General features: G+C 59.6%; 11 protein-coding genes. 4 read left to right on the top strand and 7 right to left on the bottom strand.

The window, feature by feature from the left end:
• The first annotated feature begins 347 nt into the window (after positions 1-347).
• Positions 348-1316, top strand: a complete 969-nt coding sequence (locus HS101_19595) for a hypothetical protein (GenBank protein ID MBE7508465.1) — start codon at positions 348-350, stop codon at positions 1314-1316.
• A gap of 164 nt (positions 1317-1480) precedes the next feature.
• Here the strand turns inward: HS101_19595 and HS101_19600 are convergent, their stop codons facing one another.
• The 3 genes from HS101_19600 to HS101_19610 form a co-directional block, all read right to left on the bottom strand.
• Positions 1481-1993: a transposase gene (locus HS101_19600; protein ID MBE7508466.1), complete on the bottom strand. Its 513-nt coding sequence runs from the start codon at positions 1991-1993 to the stop codon at positions 1481-1483.
• A 13-nt stretch (positions 1994-2006) separates the two neighbouring features.
• Positions 2007-2333, bottom strand: a complete 327-nt coding sequence (locus tag HS101_19605; GenBank protein ID MBE7508467.1) for a winged helix-turn-helix domain-containing protein — start codon at positions 2331-2333, stop codon at positions 2007-2009.
• 321 nt (positions 2334-2654) lie between these two features.
• Positions 2655-5369, bottom strand: coding sequence for a hypothetical protein (locus HS101_19610; GenBank protein ID MBE7508468.1), 2715 nt, complete (start codon positions 5367-5369; stop codon positions 2655-2657).
• A gap of 231 nt (positions 5370-5600) precedes the next feature.
• Between HS101_19610 and HS101_19615 the strand changes: the two genes are divergently transcribed.
• Complete coding sequence (locus tag HS101_19615) at positions 5601-6182, top strand: sigma-70 family RNA polymerase sigma factor (GenBank protein ID MBE7508469.1); 582 nt, start codon at positions 5601-5603, stop codon at positions 6180-6182.
• Positions 6163-8868 carry a protein kinase gene (locus tag HS101_19620; GenBank protein ID MBE7508470.1) on the top strand — a complete coding sequence of 902 codons (2706 nt, stop codon included), beginning with the start codon at positions 6163-6165 and terminating at the stop codon, positions 8866-8868. The genes HS101_19615 and HS101_19620 overlap by 20 nt, the downstream gene beginning before the upstream one ends.
• A gap of 38 nt (positions 8869-8906) precedes the next feature.
• Here the strand turns inward: HS101_19620 and HS101_19625 are convergent, their stop codons facing one another.
• The 4 genes from HS101_19625 to HS101_19640 form a co-directional block, all read right to left on the bottom strand.
• Positions 8907-10172: a hypothetical protein gene (locus HS101_19625; GenBank protein MBE7508471.1), complete on the bottom strand. Its 1266-nt coding sequence runs from the start codon at positions 10170-10172 to the stop codon at positions 8907-8909.
• Positions 10173-10316: 144 nt separating this feature from the next.
• The gene (locus HS101_19630) at positions 10317-10955 is read right to left on the bottom strand and encodes a PEP-CTERM sorting domain-containing protein (protein MBE7508472.1); all 639 of its coding nucleotides are present in this window, start codon (positions 10953-10955) and stop codon (positions 10317-10319) included.
• A gap of 182 nt (positions 10956-11137) precedes the next feature.
• Positions 11138-12433, bottom strand: coding sequence for a hypothetical protein (locus HS101_19635; protein MBE7508473.1), 1296 nt, complete (start codon positions 12431-12433; stop codon positions 11138-11140).
• A 92-nt stretch (positions 12434-12525) separates the two neighbouring features.
• A complete protein-coding gene (locus HS101_19640) occupies positions 12526-15435 on the bottom strand; it encodes a S8 family serine peptidase (protein MBE7508474.1) in 2910 nt (969 codons plus the stop codon).
• Positions 15436-16102: 667 nt separating this feature from the next.
• Here HS101_19640 and HS101_19645 point away from each other — a divergent pair.
• On the top strand, positions 16103-17236 hold the full coding sequence (locus HS101_19645) for a hypothetical protein (GenBank protein MBE7508475.1): 1134 nt from the start codon (positions 16103-16105) through the stop codon (positions 17234-17236).
• The last annotated feature ends 70 nt before the right edge of the window (positions 17237-17306 follow it).

Here is a 17306-nt window from a genome sequence, read left to right on the forward strand (position 1 = left end):
TCAGAAGTAATTCGGTCGAACAGGAATGGTTTTGGTTGTCCGCAGTACTCAGCCGAGAAAATGGGCGAGGGCGATAGACGCGCCGTTGTGTTTGTGTCTTAATAAAGGGTGGCGACTTGACTCAGGAAACCGTCGGTAAAAACGAGGAGTTGTGTGGTCTCGCGAGTGAGTGGCGCGAGGGGGCAAAATGTCGCGAATTGTTCGAAAAGTCGCCGAGGATCGCAGAAAGCGCTCAAAGGAATACTGCGGAGCGGTGTCTGTACGTTGCGTTGCGGGGGCTTCCAACGATGGCTGCACGAGAGGGTCGAGGTTTTGCCTTTGCGCGAAGAGCAAAGGGGCCATCGCTCGTGTCAGACGGAAAAAGCTTTCGCTACACATGCATTGTGCTACTTGGCTCACGCCTGTTGCCTGAGGCTGCGCAACGATTTCTTTTCCAAGGAGAGAGCGCCCGCGAGTTTTGTAAGCAGACGTCGGCGGAAACAGCTGGATGTCACGGAACCGGTGACTGCGCACTTTACACTTGGGCCTCGGCCGAACTTGGCGTTCTTGGCGAAACTGGCGCCTCAAAGAAGCTGCGCGAGGCTGTCGTGCGCGATCGTGCTTTGACCACCGTCGACGCGGCATGGAGCATTTCGGCACTGGCGGCGTCGCTTACGGCTGGTGCCGGCCACGACGAGCTGAGGATCGCTTTCGAACGATTGGTGGCCGGGTACTCACGTCCCGGTAAACTATTCCGACACTGGACTTCCGCCGATGCTGCGCCCTGGTATCGATCTCACGTCGGGTGTTTTGCAGATCAGATCTACTCGATTCAGGCCCTGTCGCGCTATTATTCGGCAACGGGAGATACAGTCGCGCTGGAAATTGCGGCGGAGTGCGCCGATCAAATCGTGCGGCTTCAAGGGCCGGAAGGGCAATGGTGGTGGCATTATGATGTGCGGCAGGGTTCCGTGATCGAGGGCTATCCGGTGTATACCGTGCATCAGGATTCGATGGCTCCAATGGGCCTTTTTGAGCTTTACGAGGCCGGCGGTCCAGATCATCGGAGCGCTATAGACCTGGGACTGAGATGGCTGGAAGAGAAGCAAGAAACCGAATCGAGTCTTGTTAAGGAGGACTCGATGCTCATCTGGCGAAGTGTTCGACGAAGTGATCCGGCCAAGACTGTTCGCAGAGTACGTGCGGTGGTCTCGTACTTCCTGCCGAGTGCACGGCTCGGATTTCTCGACGCAGCTTTTCCGCCGGGGCAAGTTGATCATGAGGATCGGCCTTACCATCTCGGGTGGATACTTTATGCGTGGCTTGGCCAGTCTTGAGGCGCAAGGGAATCAGGAGACGGGCACCGCATCGCACGCGCCGGCTGCTGCCGAATTACCACATGGCTCGGCCAATTGACCTTGATTCCTCCCAATCCCCCGCGGTGACTCAACTCTCTGTCCGATCCAACTATTGAATCCTGTATAGACAAAGACACGTTTCCTCATTTGAGCCGTATGGGAAGTTTGGCCGCATGAACGAAGGAGCGAAGCAGGGATTGGCGACCAGCCAGGCGGCGGAATTCGATGCAGGCGGTGGCGTGCAGCGAATCGAGTTCGCAAAGTCCATGATTGGCCAATCGATGGTACTTGAGGTAACCCCACAGGTATTCGACCGGATTGAGTTCCGGGGCGTAGGCCGGGAGCCACTCCATATCCAGGCGAGGGTAGATCGTCCGCCACTCCCGCACCGCGACGGCGCGATGGGCGTTGAGCCGATCCCAGACCAGAATGACGTTTCCGCGCAGGTGACGAAGCAGGGCCGACAGGAAGGTAATGACTTCGTCCGAGCCAATGTTGGCGTCCGGGTGCCAGTGGGCGTGCAAACCCAGTCGCCGTCGCCGCGGAGAAATCGAGAGGGCCGCGATGCTGGAGACCTTTTGGTGACTTCGGCCGCGCTGGCGAAGAACGGGCGTCTGTCCTCGAGGCGCCCAAGTCCGCCGGACCGTCGGATGCATGAGAAAACCGGCCTCATCGAGCAGGACGATGTGGGCTTGGCGTCGTGCGGCGTTTTTTTATGCGCGGCCAGTCCTTCGCAACCCACCGCCCGATCGCCGGCTCGTCGCGCTCGATGGCCCGCCGTTCGGGCTTCTGACACGACCAACCCAGCGACGCCATCAATCGTGGAATATGGTCCACGTGATAGCGGACGCCGTATTGCCTTTGAATCACCTCGACGATGCGCGGACAGGTCCAGAGGTCGGTCGGAAAGCCGTTGGCTTTCGCGCCCTTCAGCAACCGCTGGATCAACCACTGCCGCCGCCGCTCCAGCTCCGCTGGGCTCCCATGCGTTCTCATGCTCAATACTATCGGCATACCTCAACATATTTGTTTATCCATACAGGAATCAATAGCTGAGCCGCAAGAGGGATGGCCACTGTCAAATGTAATCCGATGAAGATGAACTTCTTCACGGGTTGAACCCTTGGCCCAGGGTGATCGATGTGCCGTTCGGTTGACATTATTGCACTCGTTTGGGTTCCTTGTTCCCAGTGCATTGGCCTGCAATTCAGTTTTTCGTCGCCTAACATGGATCGTCCGAGGTGTAGGCAATAGCGAAAGACAATTGGCGCTGCTTCGACGACAAGGCAATTGGGATCGCATGGCCTGGAATATGCCCTACAACCCATTCGCGGCTTTCCCGCGTTTTCGATTCCGCCGACATTCAATCAACACCGCCGGGAGAACAAGTCCGATTGTTGAAAGGGTTCCCTGCGCGCAGCAACCGACCGGCTGCCCGGCCGGCGATGGAGATCCGTTGTCCGTGGACATTGTCGCAGGCGCCCCAGGATCGACGATGGTCCCGTTGGCTGAGAGATCCGAGTCGCCGCGCTGTCCATCGACGAGAGTGAGGCTTACCGTTTGGCCGCTGAACTGGGCGCCGGTTGTTCCGTCGAATTGAAACTCGAACCAGTGCGGCGCGCCCTCATCCGGGCTCGGGCCATGTTTCCAATAGGTGTCGAGGATTGTGCCCGGCGCTAGGTGTGCGATGATTTGAATCTGCACTGAGGCCCCAGGCTCGAGCCCCGAGACCGTGAAGTTTACAAATCCCGCGGGAAAAACGATCCCCGGCGGAGCCGTCGCGGGGTCGGGATTCGCGCCCGACGAAACTTCAGTCAAATACATCCCCGCCGGCGCAACGATTGTGAGATAGTCGCCGTTGACGTTGGGAAGTGAGGTCACATTGTCCTGGGAGCTATCCGGTATGCCGTCGTTGTTGCCGTCGCCGCCGTTGGGCGCGCCGTCTTCAACCATATCGGTGACGCCGTCCTGGTCGGTTGAATCCGCAGGCGAGGGCTCCGGATTCCCGCAGCCCGCCGTGCCCGGGTCGGTCTTGACAGCGTCGTCCGGGCAGCCGTCAAGTTCGTTTGCGACACCGTCCCCGTCGCGGTCGTCATCGACACAGTCGGTGACGCCGTCGGTATCGGCGTCGGCGAAACCCTCGTCAATCTGTTCGTTGCAGTCATTGTCGAGGCCGTCGCAGACTTCCTCCGCAGATGGATGAACAGTTGGATTGCGATCGTCGCAGTCCGTCCCCCCAGCCGAGAGGGCGTCAAAACCGTCTGAATCGACATCCGTTAAATCGAGATTGTCGCAGTCCTGGTCGATCCCATCATAGGGAATTTCTGCATTTCCTGGGAAGCGATCCGAATCGCCGTCGTCGCAGTCGAGATCATTGTCCGACTCGCCGGCCTCAGCACATCCACCGTCGTCGGACAGTAGAGTCGCCCCCGAACCAAAGCCATCGGTGTCGGCATCGACAAAGCAAGTCACCGTGTCTGAGCCGTTGCAGTCCTGGTCAATTCCATCGTCCGCGGTCTCGGGCGCGCCTGGATACGTGTCCGGATCGTTGTCGTCACAGTCGGTCCCGCCCGCGGCCACGGAATCGAAGCCGTCGGAATCCACGTCGGTCACATCCAAATCGTCACAGTCCTGGTCAATTCCGTCGTACGGAATCTCAGCGTGTCCTGGGAAGCGATCCGAATCGCTGTCGTCGCAGTCAAGGTTATTGTCCGACACGCCCGCGGCGTCGCAGCCTCCAGTTGCGGAAAGGGTCGTGCTGTTCGAGCCGAAACCGTCGGTGTCGGCATCAACAAAGCAGGTCACGGTGTCAAAGCCATTGCAGTCCTGATCGATCCCATCATCCGGCACGTCCGTCACGTCGGGATGAATCGACGAATCCCCGTCATCGCAATCGGCCGGCGGTAGATATCCATCACCGTCGCCGTCTACCGGAAGCGTGGCGATCCAGGCCTCGCTACGCCCTGAAGGATTCGTCGCCCAGCCGGTAATGACGCGCCCGTTGTCAGAGACTCCCTCGGCGGACCTTAACGTCCAACCGGTCATGTTCACGCCCAGGCTGCTCAACAAATTGCGGAGATTCTGCATGCCGGAATTCGCATTCCAGATGAACGCCTCTCGATCCGCCTGGGTCATGCTTTCGCCAACGACCACTGATCCATCGCTCGATGCGCTGTACGCGATGCTGTGTACGCTGCCGCCCGGGAGATCGCCCAAAAGAGTAAAGCCGGAACCGGAAATCCAGCGATACGCAAGGATTTGCCCCGTTGAAAAGTCGGTGCCATGACCGACGATTGTTGTTCCATCCGCTGAGATATCGAAGGGAGGCCCGGCAACATAATTGCCCGGCCCTGCGCCGAGAGAAACAACTCCACCGGCGGAGGTCCAGATGAAAGGTTCGAATCCGATGTCCGTCGAACCGGCGCATGCGACGGTGGCGCCGTCGGCCGACACAGCCATGGCTCGACTCCAGAACAGGCCGCCCGCGAGGTCGCCGAGCCCGACCATCCCTCCGGCTTGTGTCCAGCGAAAAGCCTCCGTTCGATTGAAACCCGCGGCAAGCGAAGCTCCCTGTCCCACGATGACCGATCCGTTTGCGGAGACACCGTGCGCCGTGCTGCGAAACTGCGACAACGGAAGGTCGCCCATGGCCACCATGCCGGTGGCTGCGGACCAACGAAATGCCTCATACTGGCCGATGTCGGCGTTCGCTGAAAAGCTGCCTCCTACGACCACGCCTCCGTCGGCCGAAGTTTCCGAGGCTCCGCTCCCGTATTCACCGCCGGGCAAGTCGCCCAGTCCGACCATCCCGCCGGCCTGAGTCCAGCGGAAGGCCTGCGTTCCGGAATCGGAAGTGCTCGACCCGACAATCACGAGACCATTTCCGGAAATGGCAAATCCAAAGCTGCTGCCGGTTCCGCCCTGGAGGTCGCCGATTCCTTGGAAGCTGGCATTTGGACCGCCATAGGTCACGGCCGACGAAAACAGAGAAAAAAGGAATGTTGTAGCAGTAATCGGATTTCGCTGGCACATGAGAAGCTCTCCCAGGAAGTCGATTGAATTCGGCCGGTCAATAGTGGATACCCAGTCGCACACTGCTTCTCACACGCGGACTGGACTTGTCCCAACGGGGGAGCATTTTTTTCCGGGCCAGGAAAGCCGTTGTGAGAAGACAGAGTTCGGCGGGTATGGAGAATTAGGAGCTTTGACGACGGCAATGACCGCGTCCGGCGGTAAGATGGTGTCCGAAGGAGACATTTCTTCGTGGACACCACTCGGCCAAGTCTGCTCTTGCGTCTCAAGAATCCCCGCGATGCGGCGGCCTGGGAGGTGTTCGATCAGATATATCGCCCGTTATTGCTGAGATATGCCAGGGCATGCGGGGCAACGAACAATGACGCCGAAGACATTGTCCAGCAATGCATGTCCGCGATTAGCTCGCATATCAGCGAGTTTGAGTATGACCCCGGCAGGGGGCGCTTCAAGGGCTGGTTGCGGACGATCGTCAACAACAAGGTCCGCAACTTGCACCGCGACCGTCGAACTCGGGGCGCTCAAAATGACGGATTGGACGGTCTGGTATCGAGGGAGCATTCTCCCGACGAGGAATTCGACCGGTTGTGGCGGCAGGAGCATCTGTGGCACTGCCTGCGACACCTGAGCGGAGAGGTCGAAGAGACGACTTATCGAGCGTTCGAAGCATATGTCATCGAAGAGCGTCCCGTGGATGAGATATGCGAGGAGCTGAACATCAAACCGAACCATCTTTACACGATCAAGTGGCGAATGACGGAGCGTATCGCTGACAAGATGCGGGAGCTTCTCGGTGACGACACATTCGAGTGATCGACTTATCAACTGCCTGACCGAGTCTGAGTTTCGCAGCTATCATGCCTGCGAACTGGACGAGTTGGCGGCAGAGCGAATTCGCGCGCATCTGGATCATTGTGCGCGGTGTGCCCAGAGCGATGCTCAGCTTCAGAGGGAACACGAGAGCTGGGTCCTGCGCCTTCGAGAAGCGGGGAAACCGGCGCCGGGCGGCGAGAATCGCGGATCCTCGGATGCCGATCGAATTTCCGCAGGAGTTATCGCCGGATACGACTTGATCGACGAGTTGAGTCGCGGCGGTCAGGGCATCGTCTATCGAGCGACGCAGAAATCCACCCGGCGCGAGGTGGCGGTCAAAGTCCTGCGGGAGGGGCCCTGGGCCTCTCGAGAAACGCGGCGACGGTTTGAACGCGAAGTCGAACTCGCGGCTTCTTTGCGACATCCCAACATCATCGGGGTTCTTGACTCCGGTGTGACCGCAGACGGGCGACAGTTTTGCGTCATGGATCTCATTCGCGGCCAGCGGCTTGATCGCTTCGTGGCGGAGCGCCGGCTTGACCTACGAAGCCGGCTGGAGCTCTTCGCCCGGGTCTGCGATGCCGTAAACCATGCACACCAGCGCGGCGTCATTCATCGCGATCTGAAGCCGTCGAACATTCTGGTGGATGAGAAGGGTGAGCCGCGCATCCTTGATTTCGGACTGGCCAAGCAAGCGCCTCAATCCGTCGACGCTACCATTATGACGACAACGGCCATGGTGGCAGGCACCCTGCCGTATATCTCTCCCGAGCAGGCGGGGGGCAAGGCCGACGAAATTGATATTCGCAGCGACGTCTATTCACTTGGGATTGTTCTCTTTGAGCTCCTAACCGGACGCTACCCCTACCCGATCGACGGCGACATGACGACGGTGCTGCGTCACGTGATGGAAACGCCGCCCATGCGCCCCAGTCGGGCAATGGAGGCATTGTCCGCGACTGCGACCACCGTGGGCCGCCCATTTCGAGTCATCGGAGACGAAGTCGATACCATCATTCTCAAAACGTTGGCCAAGGAACGAGACCGCCGATATCAGACGGCCGGGGAACTGGCGCGTGACATTCGGCGGTGGCTTGCGGGCGAAGTGATTGAGGCGAAGCGCGACAGTCATTGGTACATCGTTAAGAAGACGCTTCAGCGTCATCGAGCCGCGGCCACGGCTGCGGTACTCATCGTGATCGTGGTGATCGTCGCCGCAGTCGCGCTGGCAGTGATGTATCAGCGACAAGGTATCCTCCTTGTCGAAGTGCAGCGGCAAAAAGTCGCGGCTGAGTCCGCGGAAACGCGCGCTACGCACCGTTTCAACGAACTTCGCAAGCTTGCCGGCACGTTTATTTTTGACTTCGACTCGATGATTTCCGACCTGGCCGGAAGCCTGCCCGCGCGCGAATTGATCGTGAGAAAGGGACTGGAATACCTGGACAGCCTGGCCCAGGACGTTTCGCCCGACGATGTTGGGATGCAGAATGAACTTGGCGTCGCCTACTTTCGATTGGGCGACGTCTTAAGCGATCCTCATCAGGAGAATCTTCACGATCCTAAGTCGGCTCTGCAGCATTATCGTCACGGGCTCCCCTTCATTGAGCGACTCTGTCAACTTCAGCCGCACAAACTAAAGCCGTGCCGCGAGCTCTGGAAGTGTTATCACAAGTTAGCGGAAGTCCATGGCCTTCTTGGAAATCGCGACGAGTATCGCGAATTCTGCGAGCGGGCCCGGGCGCTTAATGAGTTACTCCGGGGCTCGCATCCTGATGATTCCGGCCTGAAACGGGAACACGTCTTCGACTTGCGGACATTGGCGGAGCTGCTTATCGATACAAGGCAGACAAAGCAGGCGATGGCGCTTTTTGACGAGTCACGCGCACTTATCGGCGAGTTGATCTCGGAGCAGCCCCAGAATGCAATATTGCGCCATGACTTGGCTTCCATCATCGCCTTTCAGTCGGGGGTCTTTGAAGCTCAGGGCGAGTTGGATCGCGCCCTGCAATTTCGCCGGGATTCTTTGGAAATCCTCGAGCAGTTGGCAGTTGAGAACACCCATAGCAGCCGATTCCAAAATGACTACGCGACCGGACTGGACCATCTGGCCGCCGTATTGCAGGGCTTGGGGCGCAATGAGGAAGCGATGGGCGAGAGCCAGCGCTCATTGGAAGTCACGCGAAGACTCGCCGACCTCGAGCCCAACAACCTGCGGGTCAATACGAATCTTCGTGCGGCGCACTGCCGACTCGGTGAACAGGCAATGGCCTTGGGTCGAATGGACGAGGCAGCCAGGTACTTTGATGCGTTCGAGTCTTTATCGCAGGCTGCGCTCGATCGTCTGGGTGGGGATGTGTCGATTCGTCGAGACTGGGCCGTCTCCAAGTACAAGCGCTACGAATTCGAGAAACGCCTGACGGAGCGACCAGGCGCTAGTCCTGAAGTCCAATTGTCTCACTGGCGACGGGCGAACGCGGCGCTGATGCAATGCCACGATGAATTCGTCAAGCTTCGCGCCGATGGGCGACTCAGCGCAGGCGATCAAGGGGTACCCGACGATCTGGCCGAAGAGCTTAAGTCCTGCGAGCAGGCGATTCATCGACTTCAGGGCAGCAAAGCAGGGGACGGTGAGGTACTAAACCAGGGAGCACCGGGACTCTCACCCCGGATCCACGGCTTGGAGTAAATGGCGATTCGGCGTCATCATCTCAGGTCGTACGACACTCAAGGACATGGGCCTGTCAGCAAGCAGGATACAAAGTCGGCGGTGTCGGCTATGGTCGTCGCATCGTCACCCGTGAAATCGCCATTTAATATGTTGCAGTTCGAGAATTCAGCCGCGTACTGCGCAGTGTCGATGAGGGCAAGCACGAAAGCCTGAACGTCGGCGCCGTCGATATTCCCGTCGCAGTTCATGTCACCCAGTAGATCGAGCGTGACGATCCAGGCGCGGGATCCTCCGTGTCCGATGATTCGGCGACCGTTCGCGGAGATCGCCTGGCACACGGGAAGGGTGTCGGTGAGCGGGATGGCGCCGCCGTGGGCATTCACGTATGTCTTCAGATCGAGGTAGGGCGGCACACCGCCTTCGAGCAGCCAAGCCACCCGATTGCCGAGACGAAAGTCGAACCCGACGATGGTGCCCTGGTCTGAGATGTCCATGGGGATACCGACCCAGAAGTTCTGCATCGATCCCGTCCCCAGCATCTCTCGTTGCCAGCCGGACATGGTGAGGGTCCATTTGACGGCTCGATTGTCCGACTCCGTTGTCGCCCACGTGCCGAGCATGATGGTCCCGGCGTCGTTGATGCCCATGACTTCGCCTCGGGCGGCGGCGGTTGGGTCGAGGGTCTCACCGGTGAGCAGCCCGTTCCAGATGGCGGGCGTGCGGGAGGATGTTCCCTGGGCAAATCCGCCGATCAGGTTTCCATCTGCGGAGAGGACCGACGCCCGGTTGCCGCCAAAGCCGACGAATTGCAATTCCTGCATACCTGTTGCCTGAGTCCAGCGAAACCCGCGGCCGCTGCATCCATTCCACGAAAGGCCCACGGCGACCGTGCCGTCGGCGGAGAGTTCGTATCCGTTGCTCCGGCTGGGACATTCCAATGCGTTCGGCAAGTAACCCAGGCTCTGCCAGCCGGTCGATGCGGTCCAGATGGCCGCGGTCTCGCCGAGCTGGGGATCGGGACTCATGGGATCGGGCATGTCTCCCAGGATAACAGTTCCATCATCCGAGACCGCGGTGGCGCGCGATCCCTCCGGTGGGAGAAGCGTCATGACTTCGGTGACGGTGTCGTAGAGATAGGTCCCATCGGCCACAAAATCTCCGTTCAGATCCGTGTCACCCACGATGAATCGACCATCGGGAGACATGTCGTTGGCGCTGAAGGAGCCGGGAATGATTTCGTAGGAGGCGATGATGGCGCCATGCGCGGGGAGCGCGCAAAGCGAAACGAGAAAGGCTGAGATACTTGCGGTGACGATGCGCATGGGTCCCTCTTCTTGTGCTGCTTGCTAATACGGGCTCAAACAAAGAGTGAATCGCGGCCCACTTGATTGCGTGGACCTGACATTGAATAGGGCATCCGAAGGCGGCGCAGTCCTATTGCTGCGCCGCCCCCGGAATACTGAAAACTACCGGGCGCGCCGGCGAAGGACGCCGACAATACCGAGACCCAGCAGCGCGAGGCTGCCCGGCTCTGGAACGACGTTCCACGAGAGATTGTCAACGACCGACTGCGGGAAGAAGTCAAAACCAAGGAACCGCAGTTCGTCGAAGACCATGCCGCCGGTCGTCGTGATGTTGAACCACGAGTCACCGACGCCGCCCCAGGCGGGCGTGATCGGCAGGACTGCAACGTCCACGCCGTCATTGAACGCTGCGACAATCGCGCCGCCGCCGAACGGGCTCGGCGGGCCGCCGTTGTCCCAACCCTGGAATGACAACTCGGTCAGGTCCTGGCCGAACTCGATAAAGACGCCGAAGGGGCCATAGTACGAGTTGGTCCCCTGAGCCGTCGCACCGGAGTTGTCGCCCACAAAATTCGCGATGGTGTCGCCCGACTGAAAGACCGGAATATTCCAGGGAGCGGCCGACCAGGAATTATTCGGGACATTGACGCCGGTTGCGCCGCCTGGTTCGTCAAAGTTGAGCAAAATGGAATAGGTCGGCGCCGGAGCGGCGCTTTGCGTGATGATCACGCTCGCCTGCGCCTGGGAGCTCACGATCCCGACGGCGAGGGCAGCCAATGTGATGATACCAAACGATCTCATAATCAATTCCTCCAGACAGGAAGTTCTTCCTGTATCACAAACTCGGGGCTTACAAGTGACCCCTCCAAAGTTCGCATACAGATTTCCATCCACGATTCACTGACACAATCGGGTCCCGCTCACGCGGTGCAGGTCTGGTTCGCAGAATGCACCGCATCAGCGGCGACCATTTCTCAGTCCAGTCAATTTCCCAGCAAGTCTGCCGCAAATGCGGCCACGTCATCCACCAGGGTTCCGCCGTAAATCGCACAAAGCTGGTTTTCCCCGGCGAGCGCCGGCTCTCCCAGCTTCGCGCGGACAAACCCGGCGATGTCGGCGCCGTCGATGACGGTGTCCTTGTTCACATCGCCGCGCAGCGCACAACGATCGATGCGGAAACTCCGCGCCGTGTAGGGCTCGACCAGGTCTTGCCCGTTCCCCACCAGCACGCTTCCGTCGTCGGTGATGGCCGAAAGGCTGAGAATGTCGAAGTCGGCCGGGATCGTCACGCCGTTGGCAGTGAGATACGCGGCGACATCGACGAGCCCGCCGGCCTCCGTCCAGATGAACCCGGTGGCATTGCCGGGATGGGTGAATCGGTTGTAGCCGACCACCATGCTTCCATCCGCCGTCACGCCATTGGCAATTGCGACGCCAAACGGTGACGCCGTTCCGGGAAGCTTTCCGATTTGTTGTTCGACCCAGGCTGACCCATTCCATCGCCAGATCGCGGCCTCCTCGACCGAGAACGGGCCGATCGGAGGAAACCACGATGATCCAACGATGATCGTTCCGTCGGACGAGACAGCGCTGGCCTCTGCAAACCCCTCAGTCTCCTTAAGAACAGTGCGAACACCATTGACCCATACGGTCGGCCACCAGTTGCCGAAGTTGGGATTCTCGATCCACCCGGCGACGACCGATCCATCGAAGTTCACGCCGTTCGCGCGACCGCTGCCTCCCTGGGTTCCCAGGTCGACGAGTCCTCCCGACTGCGTCCACAGACTCGGGTGCGCAGAGCCGCCCGGCTGCCCCGGACGCCAGTACAAGCCCACCAGTGTGGCGCCATCGCCGGAGAGCCCCCACGCCGAACCATACGACTGATCGAGGACGCCTCCATCCGGCGGCACCGGAGGTATGCACTGCTGCCAGCCGATGTTGATGTCCCATATGCCTTGTGTGGCGTACATGCCGTCATCGGTGAGAATCGTCGCGGAAATGCGCGTGCCGTCCGACGATACCTCAGGGGCTCCGGCGCCGACGCCGATTGCTGGAACCGTTGCGCGACCCAGCGGCAGGATTCCGGTTTCGGCCGTCCAGTAGAAAGTCTCGTAGACGTCGTTGGTATTGCCGACGATAACGGTTCCATCGTTTGAAATATCAGTTGCCCCGCCTGCACCGATGATCTCGAAAGTGACCTGCGAAGTGGCGGAAGTGGATGCCGCGGCCATTGCCAGGGAGCCGACCGCGATCATTGTGCTCTTCGAAAGTTTCACCATTTACTCCTTCTTACTTCTTCTCAGCATCCGCCTTCATGAGTCGAGGTTGCATCTGTCTGCCTTCGCCGCAACCAACGACACACCTTTGGTGGTCAGGGGTTCAACACGCCATCCACAAATCCCTGAATGTCATTGCCGTCCAGATCTCCGTCGCCGTTCGGATCGAGCCAGCAATCCGGCCCGGCCTGCGGGAACTCGCTCAGCAATTCGCCGACAAACACGTTGATATCAGCCTGCGAGTAATCGCAGGGGACTGTGACGCACTGGGTCACCGCGATTGAAACGGCGTCGATCGCTGCTTCCACGGTGCTAGAGGTGCCCACATCCGTCGCCAGGAATCTGATCTGCGTCGTCGAAGACGGGCTGACTCCCGCCGCGATCATCATGTCCGATGTGATCGTTGCCAAAAGCCAGAACGTCTCCGTGCTGGAGCCTGTGGCGTAGTGCCATCGGAAGACTTCCGCCCAGGGCCCTGCCATGCCATTGGCACTCACTTCCGCGGTCAGCCGGTCGCTACCGGAGGTCTGATCGTTGGTGTACAGGTAGTACGCAAATGTGATCTCGGAAGGCGTGCCGGACATATCGAACACCGGAGAGGTGAGGATGACGCTGCCGTTGTCCACGTCATCAGGCCCCGACGAATTCGCGGTCACAAAGCACTGCCCACTGCCGTCCGCGTCATACTGCGGGCCGAACCCAAGCGGACCCCGCGTTGCGGGCACACCGCGCTGCCAGAAGCCGGCCGTCGCGCCGGCTGCGCTCGTTGTCCATCCGTTATCCGTCTCGAAGGATTCCTCGAAGACAGGCGCCGATGCGCCGAGAATCGCGGAGTAAAAACTCGTCGGTGCGTCAAACGGCGACTGGACCAGTCCACTGACCGTTCCGGTGACGCTCACGTAGTACTCGATGGTTTGCTCGCACGTCGCGGCCGGCAGCACACCGACGTACGCAGCGCCGACATCGGCAGTCAGCGGCAAAGTCTGAAACGCGCCGCCGCCAAGGCGGTAATGCAGCATCGCACTGCCCGGCACGATGTTCTCGCCGACGGCAAGAAACTGGACCTTGATCTCCTGTGCCTCGCCGGCATTAACAATTGATGGAAGGCCCGCCGGGAAGTCGATCGCAATGCCCGACTGATCTGCGCCATCGCCGACCAGCGAAAACGACTGCGGACCTTCGGGAACGTTGTAGCCGGAGACTTCAATCGTCCAGACGCCCGCCTCCGGATTCTGAACAAGCACATGCTCAATGTTGTTCACGTGGTCCGGTTGTGTCTGAATGGCAGGATTGGCGGGCATCGCGGGATTAAGCGTCCACGGATAGTAACGTGTGGCCGAGGGGCTTATGACGATCAGCTCGAGATCATTCACCAGCGACGATGCGACGTTGGGTACCGCCGGGTAATCGTCCCAGGCCAGCGTCACCTTCAACTCGGGCGTCCCGCCGCTCACGTTGATCGTTCGAGTCAAAGCGCCTCCCTGCGTCAGTGAGTCCTCACGGAACTTGCCTGTCCGCATCAGATCGATCGCCGGTTGAATACGAACCGAGCCATAGCCGAACTTATAGTCCGGCCCGGCGTTTCCAAGGTCCACGGCGGTGTGCGCGAGGAGTGCCTTGAGCGTGGCGTTACGCGGCAGCGGCCGATCGGGGAACTGCGCCTTGAAGTCCTGAATCAGCAGAGCGGAAAGGCCCGTCACGGTCGGCGCGGCCATCGAAGTTCCGCAGATCGTGACATATCCGGTGTTGTCGAACCCGCTCACCGAGGTGACGCCGTTATCGCCGCCGACCTGACAGCCGGGCGCGACGAAGTCCGGCTTGATGCGGCCGTCATCGACAGGCCCCCAGCTACTAAAGTCTGTCATCGAGTCGTCATTGGCGTTCACAGCACCGACGACGATGTGATTCTTTCCCGCGTGCGGCGGAGGTACCGTGCCGTACGCCGTTCCGCATCGCGCTGCGCTGCGCTCGTTGCCTGCGCCCCAGACCGACATGAAAGGTCGGCCCAATGAGCCGCGAACGATGCCGTCAATCAATCCCGAGACGGCGGTGTAGTCTCCCTCGATCGAACAATCGAGGAAGCTGCTCGATGCCAGGTTAAGCGCCAGCGAAGCGTTCATGATCTCCGCGCCGTTGGCGATGGCGTCGGTGACGTTGGACTCCAGATCAAGGGGGTCGGTTACAAATATGATGCCCAAAGGCTCAAGGCTGTTGAATGAGTATGACAGGATGCTCACGGCGGGGGCCATGCCGCGCTGAATGCGATTCAGGCTCTGGATGCCGCTGCCGCCGATGATTCCCGCAACGTGCGTCGCGTGAACGCCGTAGCCATCAGGGTCCATTCGCACGACACGATTGCCGAAGTCGAAATGTGTGTCGCGGACCGTCCCGCCGTCGTAGACCATGACCGTGACCCCTGTTCCATCGAGGACGTAGGGGGCGGCCTGGACGACATTGGCGCCGGTTAAGGCGCGGTTTTCCGCGTTCGCCGTTCCGAGTGCCGGCAAGGCGGGCTCCACAAACATCACCTGGTCGATATTCGCGAGCTGCGAGACTTTGTCGAAGGGAAGTTCTACGAGAAAGACGGGCATGCTCTTGAGGCAGGAACGGATTCTTCCGCCGACCGAGCCGATGGCCGCAATGGCGTTGTTACTAGAGGTTCCCTTGTGAAAGGACACGTAGGTCACAACCCGCGATGCCGCGCCGGCCGTGGCCTCCGTGTTCTCAGCCTGTGGTAATACGATCCAGGCCGGTGGTTCAGGCGAGGCCAGAAGCGGATGACGCTTCTGCTCGGGAGTGATTCGCTCAGCTCCGATTAGTTCGTGAACGTCGAAGAGCCGTTCGCGCTGCGATGCAACGCGGCGCACGTCGGCAAAGAATGCGAATCCGCCGAGAGGCTCCGTGAGGATGATGCCGGAGGCTTGCAGCTTTTCGCGCGTCGCATGCGTCAACGGGCCGTCGAACTCCACGACGACATGCTTCGACGCTTCGGCGCCTTCCTGCATCAGCAACTCAACGGCGGCCTCATGCGTCTGTTGAACGATCGGTGATAGACCGGATTTCCAGTGGACCTTCGCTGCAAGAGGGCGGGAAGCAATTGGCAGGAGGATCGCCGCAAACATGAGAGCTTTGATGAGTTGAGCAGAGTATCTGATGTCCCCGGGGATCTGGGGCGCGGATCGATGTGTCGCATTCGCCGACGACACCGATGGCCTCATGGGGATATGAATCATTGATACGTTCCTCATCAAACTCGGTGGGACGGGTACGCCGTACCGGTTAAGTCATTGCCCGCGGAAGCACCTTGAGAAACCGTATTGGACTCATGCAGGATTGATTGGATTGGCATCGAACTACACCCAAGTTGGCGTCCAGATCCGTCTCACCCCGCAGCGAGGACTTTTGTTACTCTACCAGCTTGGACGTTTCCTTACAAGTATCCCTGGGGAAAAATGCAGGTAAATCTCTGGTGGTACTTGAAATCCCATCTGATTACTGTTATAGAGTGATTGGTAGAGGTTATTGCCAGGTCGCCCGGCGGAAGTTGTCAGAACGTAATCTATGCCAAATTCAAGACTTAACACCTCAGAAGCATCATTCCCTCCTTTCGAAGAGCACGCCCGCACCGTTTTTGAGCAATTCCGCGCAAACGTCACTGAGATCTTCACGGCTATGGATCTGAACTTATCCAAGCCGCAGGACGTTGCCCGTCGGCTTCACCTGAATAAAAACCTCACCTGGAAGATCTCCCGGATCGTCCGCGAGCACGATCCGGCCGCGGCGTTTCCACACATGCCGGGAAAGGCCGGCCTGACGATTCTTGTCGACTCATTAAGGAAGGCCGGCGCACCATCCGCCGGACTCAACGCGCTCAACGACACGCTGCGCGGACTTGACGATTTGATTGAAGTTCACGCCGGTGATCGAGAAACTTTCGACATGATGATCGGCGGCCTGGCTCGCGCGACGGACGGCCAGCAGCAGGGCGAGTCTCAGAGAAAACTTTCCTTTCGCGGCAACAGCGCGATATTCGGGGTTCAGGCGCGCGTGCAGCTTTGCGTCAACTTCATCGCGCCCAGTGATGATCCGCAGTTCGTCGATCTCGCCTGGCTCAGCGGCCTGGTGGACTTTCGACGACTTCGCGGCGACACATCCTGGGCGATCGCCTCAGCGCGGAAAGCGACCGACGACGGGACCATTCTTCCTGTCGGCGACTTACGAGCCATCGACCCGGACTATCACGGTGAGGATTGTGCGCCGCTGCTCGGAAAGTTCTGCTCCGATCCCATCCCGGCGATTCGCGCGGACTTCGGCGCCGACGGCTTCGTTCGATATGAGCTCGTCGAGGGGCCCATCGGAAACACGGCCGCGGCCACGTGCATTGTCGGTATTTACGGCCGGCGGTTCGTTCGCCGCATCGCCGAGGCCAACGATACGATGGGTGAGCATGTCGCGCGATTGAATACCCCCGTGGAACTTCTCATTCACGACTTCTTCGTGCATAAGGACTTGAAGTACGCCTTCTCGCCGGACGTATTCCTCTACAGCCAGCTTCCCAGCCTCCCGCCGTTTCCGAAGGGAGGCCGTAAGCGCGGACTCCTTCCGCTCTACGAAAAGATTCAGAGTCTCGGAAAGGGCTCATCCGCCGTACTGACCCCGGAACTGCCGCAGTATCACGGTATGATCGAGTCGGTCTTTGGGCGATTGGAGTGGAGGGATAAGGACTTTCACGTCTTTCGGTTCATCATGAAGTACCCGCCGATTCCCACGTTGGCTGTTCTGCGCTACGACCTCCCAAAGGCTTAGCGTCAAGTCGTCTTTCGAAGTCTACGCACGGTTCGTTTTTCTCAAATCACCCCATCGGGCCCGTGGAAGA

The organism is Planctomycetia bacterium, from assembly GCA_015075745.1.
Taxonomy (GTDB): domain Bacteria; phylum Planctomycetota; class Phycisphaerae; order UBA1845; family UTPLA1; genus UTPLA1.

Bases quoted from the DNA above. Each gene is read 5' to 3' on its own strand.
- HS101_19605 (MBE7508467.1), bottom strand. From the start codon at position 2,333: ATGAGAACGCATGGGAGCCCAGCGGAGCTGGAGCGGCGGCGGCAGTGG.
- HS101_19610 (MBE7508468.1), bottom strand. From the start codon at position 5,369: ATGTGCCAGCGAAATCCGATTACTGCTACAACATTCCTTTTTTCTCTG.
- HS101_19600 (MBE7508466.1), bottom strand. From the start codon at position 1,993: ATGCATCCGACGGTCCGGCGGACTTGGGCGCCTCGAGGACAGACGCCC.
- HS101_19635 (MBE7508473.1), bottom strand. From the start codon at position 12,433: ATGGTGAAACTTTCGAAGAGCACAATGATCGCGGTCGGCTCCCTGGCA.
- HS101_19640 (MBE7508474.1), bottom strand. From the start codon at position 15,435: ATGCAGGAAGGCGCCGAAGCGTCGAAGCATGTCGTCGTGGAGTTCGAC.
- HS101_19625 (MBE7508471.1), bottom strand. From the start codon at position 10,172: ATGCGCATCGTCACCGCAAGTATCTCAGCCTTTCTCGTTTCGCTTTGC.
- HS101_19645 (MBE7508475.1), top strand. From the start codon at position 16,103: ATGGATCTGAACTTATCCAAGCCGCAGGACGTTGCCCGTCGGCTTCAC.
- HS101_19630 (MBE7508472.1), bottom strand. From the start codon at position 10,955: ATGAGATCGTTTGGTATCATCACATTGGCTGCCCTCGCCGTCGGGATC.